Source organism: Acinetobacter sp. FDAARGOS_558 (genome assembly GCF_003937785.1).
In the GTDB taxonomy this organism is placed as follows: Bacteria; Pseudomonadota; Gammaproteobacteria; order Pseudomonadales; family Moraxellaceae; genus Acinetobacter; species Acinetobacter baumannii.
Genome location: NZ_RKJH01000001.1, coordinates 189,858 through 206,015, shown reverse-complemented (window position 1 = coordinate 206,015; position 16,158 = coordinate 189,858). Strand labels below are relative to the sequence as shown.

General features: G+C 40.2%; 13 protein-coding genes. 3 read left to right on the top strand and 10 right to left on the bottom strand.

What is annotated here, in order from left to right; translation table 11 throughout:
• Window positions 1-41: 41 nt before the first annotated feature.
• From EGT34_RS00965 to EGT34_RS00950, 4 genes are all read right to left on the bottom strand, one after another.
• A complete protein-coding gene (locus EGT34_RS00965) occupies window positions 42-914 on the bottom strand; it encodes an NAD(P)-dependent oxidoreductase (RefSeq protein WP_024437583.1) in 873 nt (290 codons plus the stop codon).
• Entirely contained in the window at window positions 914-2,290 is a 1,377-nt protein-coding gene (locus tag EGT34_RS00960) for an MFS transporter (protein ID WP_024437584.1), read from the bottom strand. Before EGT34_RS00960 ends, EGT34_RS00965 begins: the two co-directional genes overlap by 1 nt.
• Before the next feature lie 33 nt (window positions 2,291-2,323).
• Window positions 2,324-3,295: a D-erythronate dehydrogenase gene (denD, locus tag EGT34_RS00955; protein ID WP_024437585.1), complete on the bottom strand. Its 972-nt coding sequence runs from the start codon at window positions 3,293-3,295 to the stop codon at window positions 2,324-2,326.
• Window positions 3,296-3,505: 210 nt separating this feature from the next.
• A complete protein-coding gene (locus EGT34_RS00950; RefSeq protein WP_000774594.1) occupies window positions 3,506-4,441 on the bottom strand; it encodes a LysR family transcriptional regulator in 936 nt (311 codons plus the stop codon).
• Window positions 4,442-4,552: 111 nt separating this feature from the next.
• On the opposite strand from EGT34_RS00950, the gene EGT34_RS00945 reads away from it, so the two are divergent.
• The 3 genes from EGT34_RS00945 (at window position 4,553) to EGT34_RS00935 (ending at window position 9,197) form a co-directional block, all read left to right on the top strand.
• Window positions 4,553-5,728, top strand: coding sequence for a fumarylacetoacetate hydrolase family protein (locus EGT34_RS00945; RefSeq protein WP_024437586.1), 1,176 nt, complete (start codon window positions 4,553-4,555; stop codon window positions 5,726-5,728).
• Window positions 5,729-5,815: 87 nt separating this feature from the next.
• The gene (locus EGT34_RS00940; RefSeq protein WP_016140942.1) at window positions 5,816-7,603 is read left to right on the top strand and encodes an IlvD/Edd family dehydratase; all 1,788 of its coding nucleotides are present in this window, start codon (window positions 5,816-5,818) and stop codon (window positions 7,601-7,603) included.
• A 16-nt stretch (window positions 7,604-7,619) separates the two neighbouring features.
• Window positions 7,620-9,197: an aldehyde dehydrogenase (NADP(+)) gene (locus EGT34_RS00935; RefSeq protein WP_024437587.1), complete on the top strand. Its 1,578-nt coding sequence runs from the start codon at window positions 7,620-7,622 to the stop codon at window positions 9,195-9,197.
• Window positions 9,198-9,275: 78 nt separating this feature from the next.
• Here the strand turns inward: EGT34_RS00935 and hpaR are convergent, their stop codons facing one another.
• The 6 genes from hpaR to hpaI all read right to left on the bottom strand — a co-directional run bounded on the left by hpaR (window position 9,276) and on the right by hpaI (window position 16,158).
• Entirely contained in the window at window positions 9,276-9,701 is a 426-nt protein-coding gene (gene hpaR, locus EGT34_RS00930; RefSeq protein ID WP_017816809.1) for a homoprotocatechuate degradation operon regulator HpaR, read from the bottom strand.
• A gap of 163 nt (window positions 9,702-9,864) precedes the next feature.
• Window positions 9,865-10,812: a p-hydroxyphenylacetate 3-hydroxylase reductase component gene (locus tag EGT34_RS00925; protein WP_024433913.1), complete on the bottom strand. Its 948-nt coding sequence runs from the start codon at window positions 10,810-10,812 to the stop codon at window positions 9,865-9,867.
• Window positions 10,813-10,839: 27 nt separating this feature from the next.
• Window positions 10,840-12,108 (bottom strand): p-hydroxyphenylacetate 3-hydroxylase oxygenase component, encoded by a 1,269-nt coding sequence (locus EGT34_RS00920; RefSeq protein WP_024437588.1) that lies wholly within the window; start codon window positions 12,106-12,108, stop codon window positions 10,840-10,842.
• A 239-nt stretch (window positions 12,109-12,347) separates the two neighbouring features.
• On the bottom strand, window positions 12,348-13,721 hold the full coding sequence (locus tag EGT34_RS00915) for an MFS transporter (protein ID WP_024437589.1): 1,374 nt from the start codon (window positions 13,719-13,721) through the stop codon (window positions 12,348-12,350).
• Window positions 13,722-13,894: 173 nt separating this feature from the next.
• Entirely contained in the window at window positions 13,895-15,343 is a 1,449-nt protein-coding gene (locus tag EGT34_RS00910; RefSeq protein ID WP_024437590.1) for an NAD-dependent succinate-semialdehyde dehydrogenase, read from the bottom strand.
• A gap of 14 nt (window positions 15,344-15,357) precedes the next feature.
• A complete protein-coding gene (gene hpaI, locus EGT34_RS00905; protein ID WP_002047249.1) occupies window positions 15,358-16,158 on the bottom strand; it encodes a 4-hydroxy-2-oxoheptanedioate aldolase in 801 nt (266 codons plus the stop codon).

Sequence of the window (16,158 nt, the reverse complement as noted above, 5' to 3'; positions counted from 1 at the left end):
GTCTATCATCAAATACCGCTAAATTTAAAATCAAAGTAACATCACACTGGATTCATTCGCTCAAGTTCACGAATTAAACCAGAATGATCCAACTCACCATCTCCGGCAGCAAGCATATTTTCAAATAACTGACTCACTTGTTGGGCGACGGGTAAATTCAATTCAAGCGATTTTGCATAGCTAACGGCTGTATGAATATCTTTATGCTGATTTCGAGCAGTGCCTCCTGGTTTAAAATCTCGATTTAACATACGTTCGCCATGTTGCTGTAAAATTGGAGAATCTGCAAAACCTCCTGTGAGTGCTTGTTTGAGCTTAATAGGATCAGCTCCAGCTTTACTGGCAAGCAATAAGCCCTCGCTTACAGTTGCAATGGTAGTTGCGACTATCATTTGATTGACGAGTTTTGCCAACATTCCACAGCCGGCATCTCCGACTAAAACTGGTCGCCCCATGGCAGATAGAACATGTTCAGCATGTGAAAATGTTTGAGCATCGCCGCCAACCATAATTGCCAGACTTGCATTTTGAGCACCTTTTTCACCGCCAGAAACAGGTGCATCTAAATATCTAAGTCCTCTTTCTTTACATTTTTCACTTTGTGTTTTTGCAACTTCAACAGGTATCGAACTCATCACTATGACCGTGCTTTCGGGTTTTAGCTGTGAGATTGCACCACGTTCTTGAAATAAAATTTCATTACAGGTTTTTCCATCACTGAGCATACAAATCAGAAACTCTACATCTTTTCCGACTTGTTCAAGTTCACTACAAACATATACACCCGCCTCTTTTAAACTTTCTGCTTTAGATGAAGTTCGATTCCAGACCTTAACTTGATGACCAGCTTTTAATAAGTTCATGGCCATTGGCATTCCCATAATGCCAGTTCCAACAAAACCAATCCGAGCCATTATTTCATCTCCGTAGCAGTCCGCACTTTAAGTCGCTGTTGTTCTACTTTTAGGCTATCAGACTTTAACTTTGCCAAAAGCAGTAACCCTAAACCGCCCATGGCGACAAATCCTGCAATAGCAAGGAACGCTACTGTATAGGTGCCCGTGGTGGTATATAAATAGCCAGTTAAATATGGACCAGTAAAACCACTTAAATTACCTACAGAGTTAATTAAGCCAATACCGGCTGCGGCGCCCACTCCTGTTAAAGTTTGCCCAGGGATAGTCCAGAAAATGTTAATTGCACTAAATACACCAATCGCGAGCAGAATAAAGCCCACAATAATTGCCCAAGGCTGATTCACAATAAGTGCAATCGCAATGGCTAACGCCGCCATAAGTGCAGCACAAGCACCGTGTTTATAACGTTCTTGTTTACGGTCAGAACGGCGGCTCCATAAAACCATACCAACTGCCGCAAATGCATATGGAATTGCTGTAAGTAAACCATTTTGAATAAGGCTAATCTGCATACCAAATGTGTTACGGAATGACTCTAAAACACTTGGTAAGAAGAAGAACATTGCATTTGAACCGGAAGTAATTCCAAAATAGACAATTGCCATAATCCACACTAAAGGATTTTTAAACACTTGTTTAATGAGTTCACCTTTTGTTAAAGCAGCATCGGCAGATTGCTGTTTTTCTCGTTCTTCACGCTCCAGCGTATTCATGAGCCATTGGCGCTGCTCAGCTGTTAACCATTGTGCTTCTTTTGGGTTATTGGTTAAATATTTTAGGCAAACCAGTCCTAAAATAATGGAAGGAATCCCTTCTAAAATATACATTAAACGCCAGCCTTCATAGCCAATGGTATTGCCCCATTGCATAAGACCGACCGAAATTGGCGCTCCAATAATTTGGGCAATTGGTAACCCTAAATAGAAGGTCGCGAAGACACGGGCACGATATTTAGTAGGAAACCATAAGGTTAAATAAAAAATAACCCCCGGAAAGAAACCCGCTTCTGCAATACCCAGTAAAAACCGTAAAATAATAAATTGAGTCCCACTATGGATAAACCCCATAAGCCCGGCAATAATTCCCCAAGTAATCATGATTCGGGCAATCCAGATCCGTGCACCAAACCGATGAAGTAAAACATTGCTCGGTACTTCTGCAATAAAGTAACCCAAGAAAAATACACCCGCACCTAAGCCAAAAATAGTTTGGGTAATTCCAATTGCATCATTCATATGTAGCGCAGCAAAACCAATATTGGTTCTGTCTAGAAAGGCCATAATGAATAAAATAATAAGAAACGGGATGATTCGACTCGAAATACGCTTAATTGTCTGCTCTTCGAGAGCAGTGACATTTTTGATATCTTCCATAATAACTCTCACATGAATTGGCGATCACTGCCATTAATTTTGGGTATCTTCTATATGTGCCTGAATGATGCTTTCAAAATTCTCATCTGCTTGGAAACCTAAAGATTCGGCATATTCAGCTTTCACTTGAACCGGCCAACTTTGAACAATCCTTTGAATCGTTTTATCTTCTTGCCACTGCACTAAATCAGTTGCTTGTTTACCAGCAACTTTTTCAAGAGCCTCAAGCATTTGCTTAACGGTAACGGTCAATCCCGGTAAAGGAATAATTCGGTTATCTTGGAGTGCATCTGAAGAAACTGATGCAGCCTTAATCATTGACTCAACACAACGTCGTGGTGAAGTAATAAAAACCGGAGTATCTGGCGGGACTGGACAAACTGCCGTTTCACCTTTTAAAGGCTCGCGGATAATTGAGCTAAAAAATGTAGATGCGGCTTTATTAGGCTTACCCGGACGAACCACAATAGTCGGTAATCTTAAAACACGGCCATCAATAAAGCCTTTACGTGAATAATCTGAAACGAGCAATTCTCCTACTGCTTTTTGCATACCGTAAGAGGACTTTGGTGTAACCACCGTATCATCTGTTACAACTTCTGGTAATTGACCACCAAATACAGCGCAGCCACTCGCAAAAATGACTCGAGGCGTGGTTTGTTTTTTTCTTAATTCTTCTAATAAATTTAAAAGGCCATAAAGGTTTACATCCATTCCCAAGTCAAAATCGGCCTCTGCTGCCGAACTCACCACGGCGGCTAAGTGCCAAACAACATCAATTTTTTCTGTAATATTTGCCACTATGGTTTTGTCGGTAATATCGCCAATCACCACTTCAATTTTTGGGTCTTGCGGTAAATCATCACCAGCAAACGCATCAAACAAAATAATTTTATCGATGGGCTTAGCTTGTTTACCGTCTAAAGTCAGGCTTCCGGTTTTTAAAATCTCTTTGGCGATTTGCTTTCCAATAAAACCCGTGCCACCAGTAATTAACACATTCATACAGGGATCCTTTCCTAATTCTTATTCACTTAAAGATTTTTAATCATCATGAATTAAACGATAAGGAGTCCCTGCAATAATTTCCAATGAATAATTTCTAAATATTGATAACTTTTTAATATCAGTTTTATGATGAAACTTTGACTAAATTAAATAGGCTTTCTTTTAATTTAAAAGCCCCAAGTCTTCTATGACTTGAGGCTGAGGACTTTACTTACGTTTTGCATTTTTAAGTAAAATATTAATAAATGCTGCGGCTATATCAGACACTGGTTCATCTTTACGTGTCAAAATTCCATAATCTTGGGCATCTAAAATCAGGTCTGTTTCTAAAATCTGTAGTTGTCCTTCTTTCACCTGATCAATCACCATTGCTTCTGGCAACATGCCCACCATAGGTGCCCCTTTTAAGATCTGTAAAAAGGTCTGCATCGACATGGTATTTACCGTATTTAAAGGAATTTTGACTTTAGCTCGGGCAAATGCACCTTCCATACGCTCTCGAATCGGTGTGCCTTTAGGATAAAGTACCCACGGCCATTTTAATAATTCTTCTAATGTACAAAACTTTTTCTGGGCACATGGGTGCGCATTATTGACAACAATACAGAAGGGTTCAGGGCCTAACGGCTGGAAATCGAAAAACTGACTTTGCGTCACATCGGTAAAGCGACCTATGGCTAAATCTAGAGTATGTTCACTCAACATTTCCATTAAATGGTCACTGGTCTGTTCAACAACATCGATAGAAAGTAGCGGCCATTGTTTCTTAATTTCGATAATTGAGTTTGGAATTACCACGGCGGTTGCTGCAAATATTCCCCCTACTTTTAAAAATCCATGTCCACCCAACCGTAAAATCTCGATGTCTTCGACAAAATGCTTTGCGTCATTCAAAACACGCTGGGCATAACGAATAACATGTTCACCCAATGCCGTTACGGGCATATTTCGGGGCAAACGCTCAAAGACCTGAAACCCAAGAAGGCCCTCAATTTCCTTTAGCATTTTACTTACGGCAGGTTGACTTAAATTCATCTGCTCGGCAGCCAAATGCATGTTATTGGTTCGAGCTAACGTCTCTAACAAAACCAAGTGCTTGAATTTAAGCCAGTTATTTAAACTTGAGTAAGTCAAATCTGCCATTTTTAAAATTCCTTTTTGATAACCACTGGTTATTAATAATTAAATTATTACGATTGGTGTTTATTAAATAAGAAACATATCATGATTTCAAATAAAAGAAGGAAGCTTTAAATGAACTTTACGTTAAATTCCCAGAACTCATTACCAGATGATGCAACTCAAGGATGCTTAATTGGCCGTGCGTGGATTCCAAGTCAAATTTCGGGTCCATCCCCTATTATTTTAAGAGGCAATCAAGTTTTTGATATCTCGGAAAAATTTCATACTATTTCCGAGTTACTTGAAAGCACTGATCCTTTAAAAGCTTTATCTGAAATTGAAGGAAGACAAGTTGGTTCAATTGATGAATTATTTGCCAATACTGTCGCCGAGCCAGATAAAAACAAGGCATATTTTTTAGCCCCAATTGATTTACAAGTGATTAAAGCGGCAGGTGTTACCTTTGCTGCAAGCATGTTAGAACGAGTGATTGAAGAGCAAGCCGGTGGCGATGCACAAAAAGCTCAATCGATTCGTGAAGTTGTACAAGGCGTAATCGGTGATAATTTAAAAACAATCGAACCCGGTTCTGAAAAAGCGCTACAACTCAAAGAATATTTAATCGAACAAAAAATGTGGTCTCAATATCTTGAGGTGGGTATTGGTACAGATGCCGAGATTTTTACTAAAGCCCCTGTTTTAGCAGCTGTAGGCACAGGACAAAATATTGGTATTCACCCAAAGTCTGAGTGGAATAATCCAGAGCCGGAAGTCGTATTAGTTGCCAACAGCCAAGGTAAAATTTTAGGCGCGACTTTAGGTAACGATGTGAATTTACGGGACTTTGAAGGACGTAGCGCTTTACTGTTGAGTAAAGCGAAAGATAACAATGCATCTTGTGCGATTGGCCCATTTATTCGCCTTTTTGACCATACTTTTACTTTAAATGATATTCGTACTTGCGATGTTGAACTGCAAATTCAAGGTACAGATAACTTTGTGTTAAATGGGGTAAGTTCTATGTCGCAAATTAGCCGAGATCCTGAAGATTTAATTCAACAAACTCTTAATGAAAACCATCAATATCCAGACGGTTTTGTTTTGTTCTTGGGTACTTTATTTGCACCGACTCAAGATCGAGAACAAGCTGGGGCTGGCTTTACCCATAAAGTCGGAGATGTCGTCCGTATTCATTCACCTAAACTTGGTACTTTGTACAACACGGTTATGACCAGTGATAAAGCAACACCGTGGAATTTTGGAATAAATGCTTTGATGCGTAATTTGAAGCAGCGTGAATTACTATAATTTTCACGTATTATCGATCGGTTGAATTGCAAGATTCATCCCGTAAATAAACTAAATTTCAAAAAGTATGAGTGAAAGGATCAAAAAATGAATGATCAAAATAAACGGATTTTTTTACGTAGCCAAGAATGGTTTGATGATCCTGAACATGCCGACATGACCGCTTTATATGTTGAGCGCTACATGAACTATGGTTTAACCCGTGCCGAGTTACAATCAGGTCGCCCGATTATTGGAATTGCACAAACCGGTAGTGATTTGACCCCATGTAACCGTCATCACAAAGAACTTGCTGAACGCGTTAAAGCGGGTATTCGAGACGCGGGTGGTATTCCAATGGAATTCCCCGTCCACCCGATTGCAGAACAAACCCGTCGTCCAACTGCTGCACTTGACCGCAACTTGGCCTATTTAGGTTTGGTTGAAATCTTGCATGGTTATCCGCTTGATGGTGTAGTGCTGACCACTGGTTGTGACAAAACTACTCCTGCATGTTTAATGGCAGCAGCCACAACAGATATACCTGCAATTGTGTTGTCTGGTGGGCCAATGCTAGATGGCCATTTTAAAGGTGAATTAATTGGCTCCGGCACTGTGCTTTGGCATGCGCGTAATTTACTTGCGACTGGTGAAATTGACTATGAAGGGTTCATGGAAATGACCACCTCTGCTTCACCTTCAGTCGGGCATTGCAACACCATGGGCACTGCACTTTCCATGAATGCTTTAGCAGAAGCGTTGGGTATGTCTTTACCAACATGTGCAAGTATTCCGGCACCATATCGTGAACGTGGGCAAATGGCCTATATGACCGGCAAAAGAATATGTGAAATGGTTTTAGAAGATTTACGTCCTTCTAAAATTATGACCAAACAATCTTTTGAAAATGCAATTGCAGTAGCCTCAGCTTTAGGTGCATCGAGTAACTGTCCTCCTCACCTCATTGCAATTGCCCGTCATATGGGTATTGAGCTGAGTTTAGAAGACTGGCAACGTGTGGGTGAAAACATTCCGCTGATTGTGAACTGTATGCCGGCGGGTAAATATTTGGGTGAAGGTTTCCACCGTGCGGGTGGTGTTCCTGCCGTTTTACACGAATTACAAAAAGCTGGTGTATTACACGAAGATTGTGCATCGGTTAGCGGTAAAACAATTGGGGAAATTGCCAAAAATGCAAAAACCTCAAATGCAGATGTCATTTTCCCTTATGAACAACCTCTTAAACATGGTGCCGGTTTCATTGTGCTCAGCGGCAATTTTTTTGACAGTGCCATTATGAAAATGTCTGTAGTGGGCGAAGCATTTAAAAAAACCTATTTATCAGATCCAAACAATGAAAATAGTTTCGAAGCACGTGCAATCGTTTTTGAAGGTCCCGAAGACTATCACGCACGTATCAATGACCCTGCCTTAAACATTGATGAACATTGTATTTTAGTCATTCGTGGCGCAGGTACAGTGGGTTATCCGGGCAGTGCTGAAGTCGTCAATATGGCTCCACCAGCAGAGTTAATTAAAAAAGGGATTAATTCACTGCCTTGCTTAGGAGATGGTCGCCAAAGTGGAACTTCTGCCAGCCCATCTATTCTCAATATGTCACCCGAAGCGGCTGTAGGCGGCGGCATTGCTTTATTAAAAACCAATGACCGTTTACGTATTGATTTAAATAAACGTTCTGTCAACGTGCTCATTTCTGACGAAGAGTTAGAACAACGCCGCCGTGAATGGAAACCGACGGTATCTCCATCTCAAACACCTTGGCAAGAAATGTATCGCAACATGGTAGGTCAATTATCTACTGGTGGTTGTTTGGAACCCGCAACTTTATATATGCGAGTCGTAAACCAAGACAACCTTCCAAGACACTCTCATTAATTGCAGGATATTTGTTATGACCATTATCGGACACAACTTTATTGGCGGTTCACGCAGCGCACAAAGCACAACCTTATTAAAAAGCATTCATGCTACGACTGGTGAAACTTTGCCTTATGAGTTTCACCATGCAACCGAGCAAGAAGTGAATCAGGCCTGTGAAGCAGCCAGTCAAGCGTTTAAGACTTACCGCCATACGTCTCCTGAACAGCGTGCTGTTTTTTTAGAAAACATTGCAGATGAACTCGATGCTTTAGGTACAGATTTTCTTGAAATTGTGTCACAGGAAACCGCTTTGCCACTTGCACGCTTACAAGGTGAACGTGCCCGGACCAGTGGGCAAATGCGTTTATTTGCCAAAGTGCTGCGCCGTGGTGATTTTTTAGGTGCCCGTATTGATACCGCTTTGCTTGAGCGCCAGCCTTTACCTCGCCCAGACCTGCGCCAGGTTAAAATCGGTGTAGGCCCTGTTGCAGTCTTTGGGGCAAGTAACTTTCCTTTAGCATTCTCAACTGCGGGTGGTGACACTGCTTCGGCACTGGCGGCTGGATGTTCGGTGGTAGTAAAAGCCCATAGTGGGCATATGGCGACAGCAGACTTTGTAGCGCAGGCTATTGAGCGTGCCGTAGAAAAATCAAATATGCCAAAAGGTACATTTAACATGATCTACGGTAATGGCGTGGGTGAACCACTGGTTAAGCATCCTTTAATTCAGGCAGTTGGTTTTACCGGTTCATTACGTGGGGGTCGTGCTTTATGTGATATGGCGGCAGCCCGTCCACAACCGATTCCGGTGTTTGCTGAAATGAGCAGTATTAACCCGATGTTGATGTTGCCCGAAGCCTTAAAAAACCGTGGTGACAAAATTGCACAGGACTTGGCTGATTCAGTGGTTTTAGGCTGTGGTCAGTTCTGTACCAATCCGGGTTTAATTTTAGGTATTAAATCAGCTGAATTTAGTCAGCTCATTAACAACCTGACTGAAATTATGGGGGCTAAGCCTGCACAAACCATGCTCAATGCTGGCACCTTAAAAAGCTATACCGCTGGTCTTGAGCACTTAACCGAGCATCAAGGTATTAAGCATTTGGCAGGCCAAACTCAACAAGGCAATCAGGCGCAGCCACAACTGTTTAAAGCTGATGTTGAATTATTGCTGGCAGGTGATCAGCTTTTACAAGAAGAAATCTTTGGGCCAACCACGGTCATCATTGAAGTTGAAGATAAAGCCCAACTCATTCAGGCCTTACAAAGCATGAATGGACAACTGACAGCGACTTTAATTGCCGATGAAGCTGACTTAACCGAGTTTGCAGATGTGGTTCCTGTATTAGAAGAGAAAGCCGGTCGATTACTTATAAATGGCTACCCAACAGGTGTTGAGGTGTGTGATGCGATGGTACATGGTGGGCCATACCCAGCCACTTCAGATGCACGAGGTACTTCAGTTGGAACCTTGGCCATTGACCGTTACTTGCGCCCTGTGTGTTACCAGAACTATCCACAGAGTTTATTGCCGGAAGCCTTAAAAGACAGCAACCCGTTGCAAATTTTAAGATTGGTGAATGGTGAGATGACTAGAAACACGATCTAAAAAATAAAAAGAGACCACAAGTTGGTCTCTTTTTTATTGATATTCATCTTTATAAAAAAGCTAAACTAATCTCTTGCTTTAATTCAACTTAATTTTTGAAAGATCCTTTAATAGTTCCAATAAATGTTTCATCTTCTCTTCACCATATTGTTCTTGGATTTTTTGATAAGAAGCTTCCATTTTCACTGCTTGAGTTTTAAAACATTCAAGGCCACTTTCAGTAAGACTAATTAAACTAATTCTTTGGTCATCATAATCTTTACGCTTTTGAATCAGTTTTTGCTCAACCATCCGGTTTAAAATTCCGGTTAAGCTTGGTTTTAAAATACACGCCAGTTCTGCTAATTGATTACTCTCTAGTTCTTCATATTGATATAAAATTCGGATAATACGCCATTGTTGTTCAGTCAATCCTACCTCATTGAGTGCTGGACGAAAATGAGACATGATTGCTTCACGAGCTTCCAATAGCGCTAATGTTAAAGATGGACGGATGGGTTTCATTCTGTTCCAAAAAGACAAGTTTGTGAATATATTAACTTATTTTCAAGTAGTGTTAAATCGTTGTCCAGTAGCGGTCATCTGAATTCATGATTAAAAAACTAAAATAATAATTCAATAAAAAATGAAGGGTGTCACCCCTTCATTTTAGTAAGTTTTTTTGTTTTTAAATACCAATCAGATCCTTGAGCATATTTTTAAACAGCTTGCGCTCATCAACCGTATATTTTGCAAAGACTTCTTCTTGGTGGCTTTCTGCAATTTTATACAGCATATGCGCACATGCATTACCTTGTTCAGTTAACTCATAGTGTTGACCGTTATCAATTAATAAACCTTTTTCAGATAAAATTTTAGTCGCTTCTTCAATTTCACGAATTGGCATTGCTACTTCACGTTGCAAATCGCACTTACTAGAAGCTGTTTTGCTTTCTAAAACTAGTAATAAACGTGCTTCACTTGTACGAAAACCACTTGCTAATTGTTTAGGTTGATAATCGTTTTGATAAGCACGTACAGCCTGAGTTAGCAAATAGTACATATTGTCATATAAACGTCCTGGGAATACACCTTCAGCCGTTTCAGACTTCATATTCAGGCTTGGATGAGGTAATACTGCCGAATATGCACCTTGGTGATATAAAAGTGGAGAACGTCCATGATCATGGAACTTCACTACACGACCAATAATAATCCAATGGTCACCGCCTTCGACAATATTATACCGCTCACATTCAAAAGCTGCAGAACAGTTTTTGAAAAGTGGTATGTTGCCCACACCTAAGTCAAAATCAATATTTGCAAATTTATCTTCGCTTCGGCGTGCAAATCGATTAGATAATTCAATTTGAGCAGCAGATAAAATATTCACACCAAAATGGGTGGCTTCTTCGAAAATCCGATAACTAGAAGATTTTTTATCAATACTCCATAAAACTAAAGCTGGATCTAGTGAAACCGAATTAAAACTATTTGCTGTTACACCTACACGCTCACCCGATGAAGTTTGAGCAGTCATAATGGTAACACCTGTTGCGAAATTACCTAAAGCACGGCGAAACGCCATAGGGTCAATCACTTCTTTTTCTACAATAGCTGTATTTAATTGATTCATTGCGTTCATATTCCTTTATCCCTGCACTTAAACCATGGTTGGGTCTGGTTCCATACCCATTAATTCACGCCCCAGAATTTGTGCACATACGTCATAATCTGTGTATGCATGAGCACCAGTCATATGAGCATCACGGAAGAGACGTTGTAGTTCACTGTTGTCCATAAAACTTGTTGCACCAGCAGCAGCCATTAAACGATCAACAGCTTCAATACACATTTTGACAGCATACGCCTGATTTGTTCGCCAAAAAGCCAGTGTTTCCTTATTTGGATATTGATGATTTAATCCGTGAATACGATGGTCTTCCCATGTTTTTTCAAGTAATGCGCGTGCAGCAGCAACTTGATGTGTCGATTCTGCAATACGCATTAATGCAGGTGTAGCCAAACCTACATTAGCACCTGTATAAGCACGAACACGATTTCGTTGTTTTTCTTTAAAGGCTTCGATCATACGTTCTGCGATACCTAAACTCACTGCAGAAAAACCACTTGCGAAGTAAGGACGGTATGGTGTGTAAAAAATTTTTGAATCAGGATATAAACCAAAACCAGCCGACTTTCCTTCCATCATATCTTTAGCTTTGGAAATGCGGTATTCAGGGATAAATACATTCACAAGCTTTAGCATTTTTGAGCCACTACTTTTAATCGCTTGTGCATACCAGTTATCTACAATTTCGTAGTCACTACGCGGAATCACACCAAAACTATAAATCTTATTGCCATCAGCATCAAAACGGTTAAAACCGACAATGGCATATTCAGCATGATCACAACCGCTACTCCAGCCATAATCACCGTTTAAAATAATTCCACCGTCAACTTCTTCTACCTTACCAAAAGGAGCAATAGAACTACTTGCGGTTGCATCCGGATCTTTTAACCAGATTTCATCTTGCAACTGTTTACTAAACATCGCAATTTGATGGCTATGAGTACAAAGAAGACTAAATGCCCAAGCCGTTCCCGCACATGCGCCTGCTAAAGTCACAATACAGTTGGCAAAACCCGGCAAGCTCATTTCTAGACCGCCATAAACCTTTGGTTGGAACGCTCGGTGTAGTCCAATTTCTTTAAGAAGTTTTATATTTTCATCAGGTACACGGCGTAATTGCTCGGCACTTTCTGCATTTTTTGCAATTTGAGGTAAAATTTGTTGAATTTTCTCAAGCATTGAAACTCCAGAAACATCTGGCGTTTGAGCGTGAGTGTATACAAGTCGTATTGGCTGAAAGATTGCTTCGCAAGCATGAATCACATCAGAATCCAGATTTAAAACTGTATTTTCCATAATATTGTTTCCATTCAATTAAAAATCATTCCACTATAGACTTCATTGTCTACATACGATGTTTGATACTCTTAAAGCCATTATTAAGAAATTCACCTCAATGATTAATGCACTTTTAAAAGTTAAAACTGTACTTTTCATAGTTTCAAAAGAAGAATATCTATCCTTTATTTTTCTTATGGCCAAACAAATAAAGCACCAATAGAAATTGATGCTTATTTTTTAATATTCATTGTTTTTTATTTATCGTGATGCCATATCACAGGAGATTTTGATTGTTCCTTTTCATAATCCGGTCCTAAAGGTATACCTGTTCGGTCTTTTAAAGAGACGGTTGAAAGAAAAGCAATACAAGTCATTAATGATAAATAAGCCGTAACGGCTAATGTTGATCCAGTGATATCAATAAGCCAAGCTCCAATCATCGGGGCAAATGCGCCTCCTAAAATTGCACCAAGTGCATATGAAATTGAAATTCCTGAAAACCGGATAGAAGCAGGGAAAAGTTCAGAATAAAAAGCAGACTGCACACCGTAAGTCAGGCCAATTCCCAATGCAAGAAAACATAAAGCTAGAGCGATTAATGGGATTGAAGCTGTATTAACTAATGGAAATAAAGTTAGAACAGCAATGAATTGAACACCCCATCCCACAATATATGTTTTCTTTCGGCCAATACTGTCAGACAAAAAGCCTGAAAACCATGTTGAAATTAACCACACGACAGATGCCAAGGTTACACTGATTAAAATAGGGGTTCTTGATAAAGCTAGAGGTCCTTCGGGATTTGTTGCATAATTTTGAATAAAGCCGCCAGTAGTCATGTAACCACACGCACTATTACCTGCAAAAACAAGAGCAGCTAAAATAACGAGAAGAGCATGATTTTTAAATAGATCACGAATAGGGGTAGCCGAGGTACTTTTACGTTGTTTTATTTCTTCGAAAACTGGGCTTTCTTCAACCGTACGTCGTATCCAATGCCCTACAAATAATAAAACGATACTAAATAAAAAAGGAATTCGCCAACCCCATTCTATAAATGCATCTCCAGGAGAGATAACCCCTGTCATTAGCGCAAACATAACTGAGGCTAAAATAAGGCCCAAAGGTACACCTATTTGGGGAAATGCTCCAAAACGTCCTCTTTTATGTGAAGGTGCATGTTCTACCGCCATTAATACAGCTCCACCCCACTCACCACCTGCGGCTAGCCCCTGTAATATCCTTAAAATGAGTAATAAAATGGGCGCCCAAATACCGATAGACTCATAAGTTGGCAGCAAACCAATACTTGTGGTTGCTAGTCCCATCAGAACTAACGTCATCACAAGCACAAAACGACGGCCATAACGATCCCCCAAATAGCCTGCTAAAAAAGCGCCTAATGGACGAAACAGAAAACTTAATCCAACTGTTGCAAAGGTAAGTATGGTCCCTAAAGAGCTACCAGCAGGTGTAAAGAAAAGATCTTTAAAAATTAATCCAGCGGCTGCCGCATAAATGAAAAAATCATACCATTCGACTGTTGTGCCGATAATTGTAGCGAAAGCAACTTTTCTTTCTTCCGCACTTAAATTTTCCTTTTCAATAGCCGTTATCGTGTCATTCATTGCTTACTCCTTGCATGATGAAATCTTATTGCTATAATTTTATTTCAAATAGTTAATATGTTAACTATTTAATTAATAATATTGCTGTGTCTAAAAAATATTTTGATTACCAGAATTATTAATATATTAACAATTCTGGCATAATACACGTGATTTTTTTAAATCTGTTAGGATTAAATTCCCATACACATATATTTGAGTTCTTGATAGTCTTCTAAACCATATTTTGACCCTTCTCGACCCGTACTAGACTCTTTGATACCACCAAAAGGAGCAACTTCAGTTGAGATAATACCTTCATTAACTCCAACCATACCATATTCCAATGCCTCGCCCACTCGCCAAGCTCGGCTTAGATTTTGTGTATAAATATAGGAAGCTAATCCAAACTCAGTATCATTGGCCATAGCAATGGCTTGCTCTTCTGTTTCAAATTTAAATACTGGTGCTAAAGGCCCAAAGGTTTCATCATTAGCAACTAGCATGTCAGTAGTTACATTGGCTAAAACTGTCGGTTCAAAAAAAGTCTGGCCTAAAGCGTGTCGATGCCCACCATAAATAATTTTTGCACCTTTCGAAGTGGCATCTAAAATATGTTCTTGAATTTTTTCAACCGCCTTTTCATTGATGAGAGGCCCCTGTTCTGCTCCATTTTCGAAAGCTGGTGCCACTTTGAGTTTTGCAACTGCAATGCTTAATTTTTCAATAAATACGTCGTAAACAGAAGCCTGAACTAATAAGCGGTTGGTGCATACACATGTTTGTCCACTATTGCGGAATTTAGATGCAATCGCACCTTCCACTGTACGATCAAGATCAGCATCTTCAAACACAATAAATGGTGCATTACCACCAAGTTCCATACTGACTTTTTTCATTGTTGAAGAGCATTGTTCCATCAACAACTTGCCAATTTGAGTAGAACCAGTAAAAGATACTTTCCGTACTGATGGGTGTTTAGTCAGTACTGCACCAATCATTCGTGCACTACCAGTCACCACATTAATAACACCTTTAGGAATACCTGCACGCTCAGCCAATACAGCTAGGGCAAATGCTGATAGTGGCGTTTCCGATGCCGGCTTTATAATTACCGTACAACCAGCAGCTAAAGCTGGACCAACCTTACGAGTAATCATGGCATTGGGGAAATTCCAAGGGGTAATGGCTGCTACAACACCTACAGGTTGGCGGATAACAACTAAACGCCGACCTTGCTTATCATGGGGAATGATATCGCCATATGCACGTTTGGCTTCTTCAGCGAACCACTCAATAAAACTTGCACCATAGAGAATTTCCCCACGGCTTTCAGTCAATGGTTTACCTTGTTCAAGGCTAAGTAATATTGCAAGATCTTCCTGATTTTCAATAATCAACTGATACCATTTTTTTAACAAAAGTGATCGCTCTTTTGCTGTAGTCAGCTTCCATGTAACCAAAGCCTGTTCAGCTGCTTTGACTGCATGTTCTACCTGCTGTTCTGTTGCGGAAGCAACATTGGCAATAGTTTCACCAGTGGCAGGGTTTGTAACAGTAAATGTTTGTTGATCTGCAGCCGCCAGCCATTCACCATTAATAAAAACCTGTTGTTTTAATAATGATGTATCTTTTAATTGCATGATTCTTTATTCCTTTAATAGACACTTGGTGATGTCGATACTGGTCCATCAACATTTTTGAATTTTGAGAGCAGTTGCTTCATCGATTTCATGAGTAAGCTGGTGTCTACTCCAACAGCAACAAATTCAGTCCCAAGTTCAAGATATTGTTTTGCCAGTTTTTCATCAGCAGATAAAATGCCAGCCGCCTTGCCTGCTGCTCGGATTTTCTGAATGGTCTGTACAATAATATTTTGGACAAATTCATGACCCGGATTACCTCGATAGCCAAGCGCTGCCGACAAGTCCGCGGGGCCAATAAAGATGCCATCAACACCATCAACATTTAATATTTCATCAAGATTATCTAAGCCTTTTTTAGATTCAACTTGAACCAAAAGACAGATTTGTTCATCCGCAGTTTGTAAATAGTCTGAAATATTATTCCAACGTGAAGCTCTAGCAAGCGCAGCTCCAACTCCTCGGATCCCTTCTGGTGGATAACGGGTTGCTTTCACCATCAATTCAGCCTGTTCAGCAGATTCAACCATTGGAATAAGTAGAGTTTGTGCACCAATATCTAGTAATTGCTTAATAAGCGGTACATCACCTGAAACCGGCCGCACGACCGCTTGGCTTGGATAAGCTGCGATACTTTGTAGTTGGGCTAAAATACTGCGCACATCATTCGGAGCATGCTCTCCGTCAATGAGCAACCAGTCATAGCCAGCATTTGCCGCAATTTCTGCACAGTAACCATCAGCTAAGCCCACCCACATGCCTATCTGTTGCTCGGTTTTAAGCTTTTGTTTAAAGTAATTGACCGTATTCACCAT

What these genes read in the sequence shown, in the direction of transcription:
- EGT34_RS00965 (WP_024437583.1), bottom strand. Translation starts at nt 914, where the DNA reads ATGGCTCGGATTGGTTTTGTTGGAACTGGCATTATGGGAATGCCAATG.
- EGT34_RS00960 (WP_024437584.1), bottom strand. Translation starts at nt 2,290, where the DNA reads ATGGAAGATATCAAAAATGTCACTGCTCTCGAAGAGCAGACAATTAAG.
- denD (WP_024437585.1), bottom strand. Translation starts at nt 3,295, where the DNA reads ATGAATGTGTTAATTACTGGTGGCACGGGTTTTATTGGAAAGCAAATC.
- EGT34_RS00950 (WP_000774594.1), bottom strand. Translation starts at nt 4,441, where the DNA reads ATGGCAGATTTGACTTACTCAAGTTTAAATAACTGGCTTAAATTCAAG.
- EGT34_RS00945 (WP_024437586.1), top strand. Translation starts at nt 4,553, where the DNA reads ATGAACTTTACGTTAAATTCCCAGAACTCATTACCAGATGATGCAACT.
- EGT34_RS00940 (WP_016140942.1), top strand. Translation starts at nt 5,816, where the DNA reads ATGAATGATCAAAATAAACGGATTTTTTTACGTAGCCAAGAATGGTTT.
- EGT34_RS00935 (WP_024437587.1), top strand. Translation starts at nt 7,620, where the DNA reads ATGACCATTATCGGACACAACTTTATTGGCGGTTCACGCAGCGCACAA.
- hpaR (WP_017816809.1), bottom strand. Translation starts at nt 9,701, where the DNA reads ATGAAACCCATCCGTCCATCTTTAACATTAGCGCTATTGGAAGCTCGT.
- EGT34_RS00925 (WP_024433913.1), bottom strand. Translation starts at nt 10,812, where the DNA reads ATGAATCAATTAAATACAGCTATTGTAGAAAAAGAAGTGATTGACCCT.
- EGT34_RS00920 (WP_024437588.1), bottom strand. Translation starts at nt 12,108, where the DNA reads ATGGAAAATACAGTTTTAAATCTGGATTCTGATGTGATTCATGCTTGC.
- EGT34_RS00915 (WP_024437589.1), bottom strand. Translation starts at nt 13,721, where the DNA reads ATGAATGACACGATAACGGCTATTGAAAAGGAAAATTTAAGTGCGGAA.
- EGT34_RS00910 (WP_024437590.1), bottom strand. Translation starts at nt 15,343, where the DNA reads ATGCAATTAAAAGATACATCATTATTAAAACAACAGGTTTTTATTAAT.
- hpaI (WP_002047249.1), bottom strand. Translation starts at nt 16,158, where the DNA reads ATGGTGAATACGGTCAATTACTTTAAACAAAAGCTTAAAACCGAGCAA.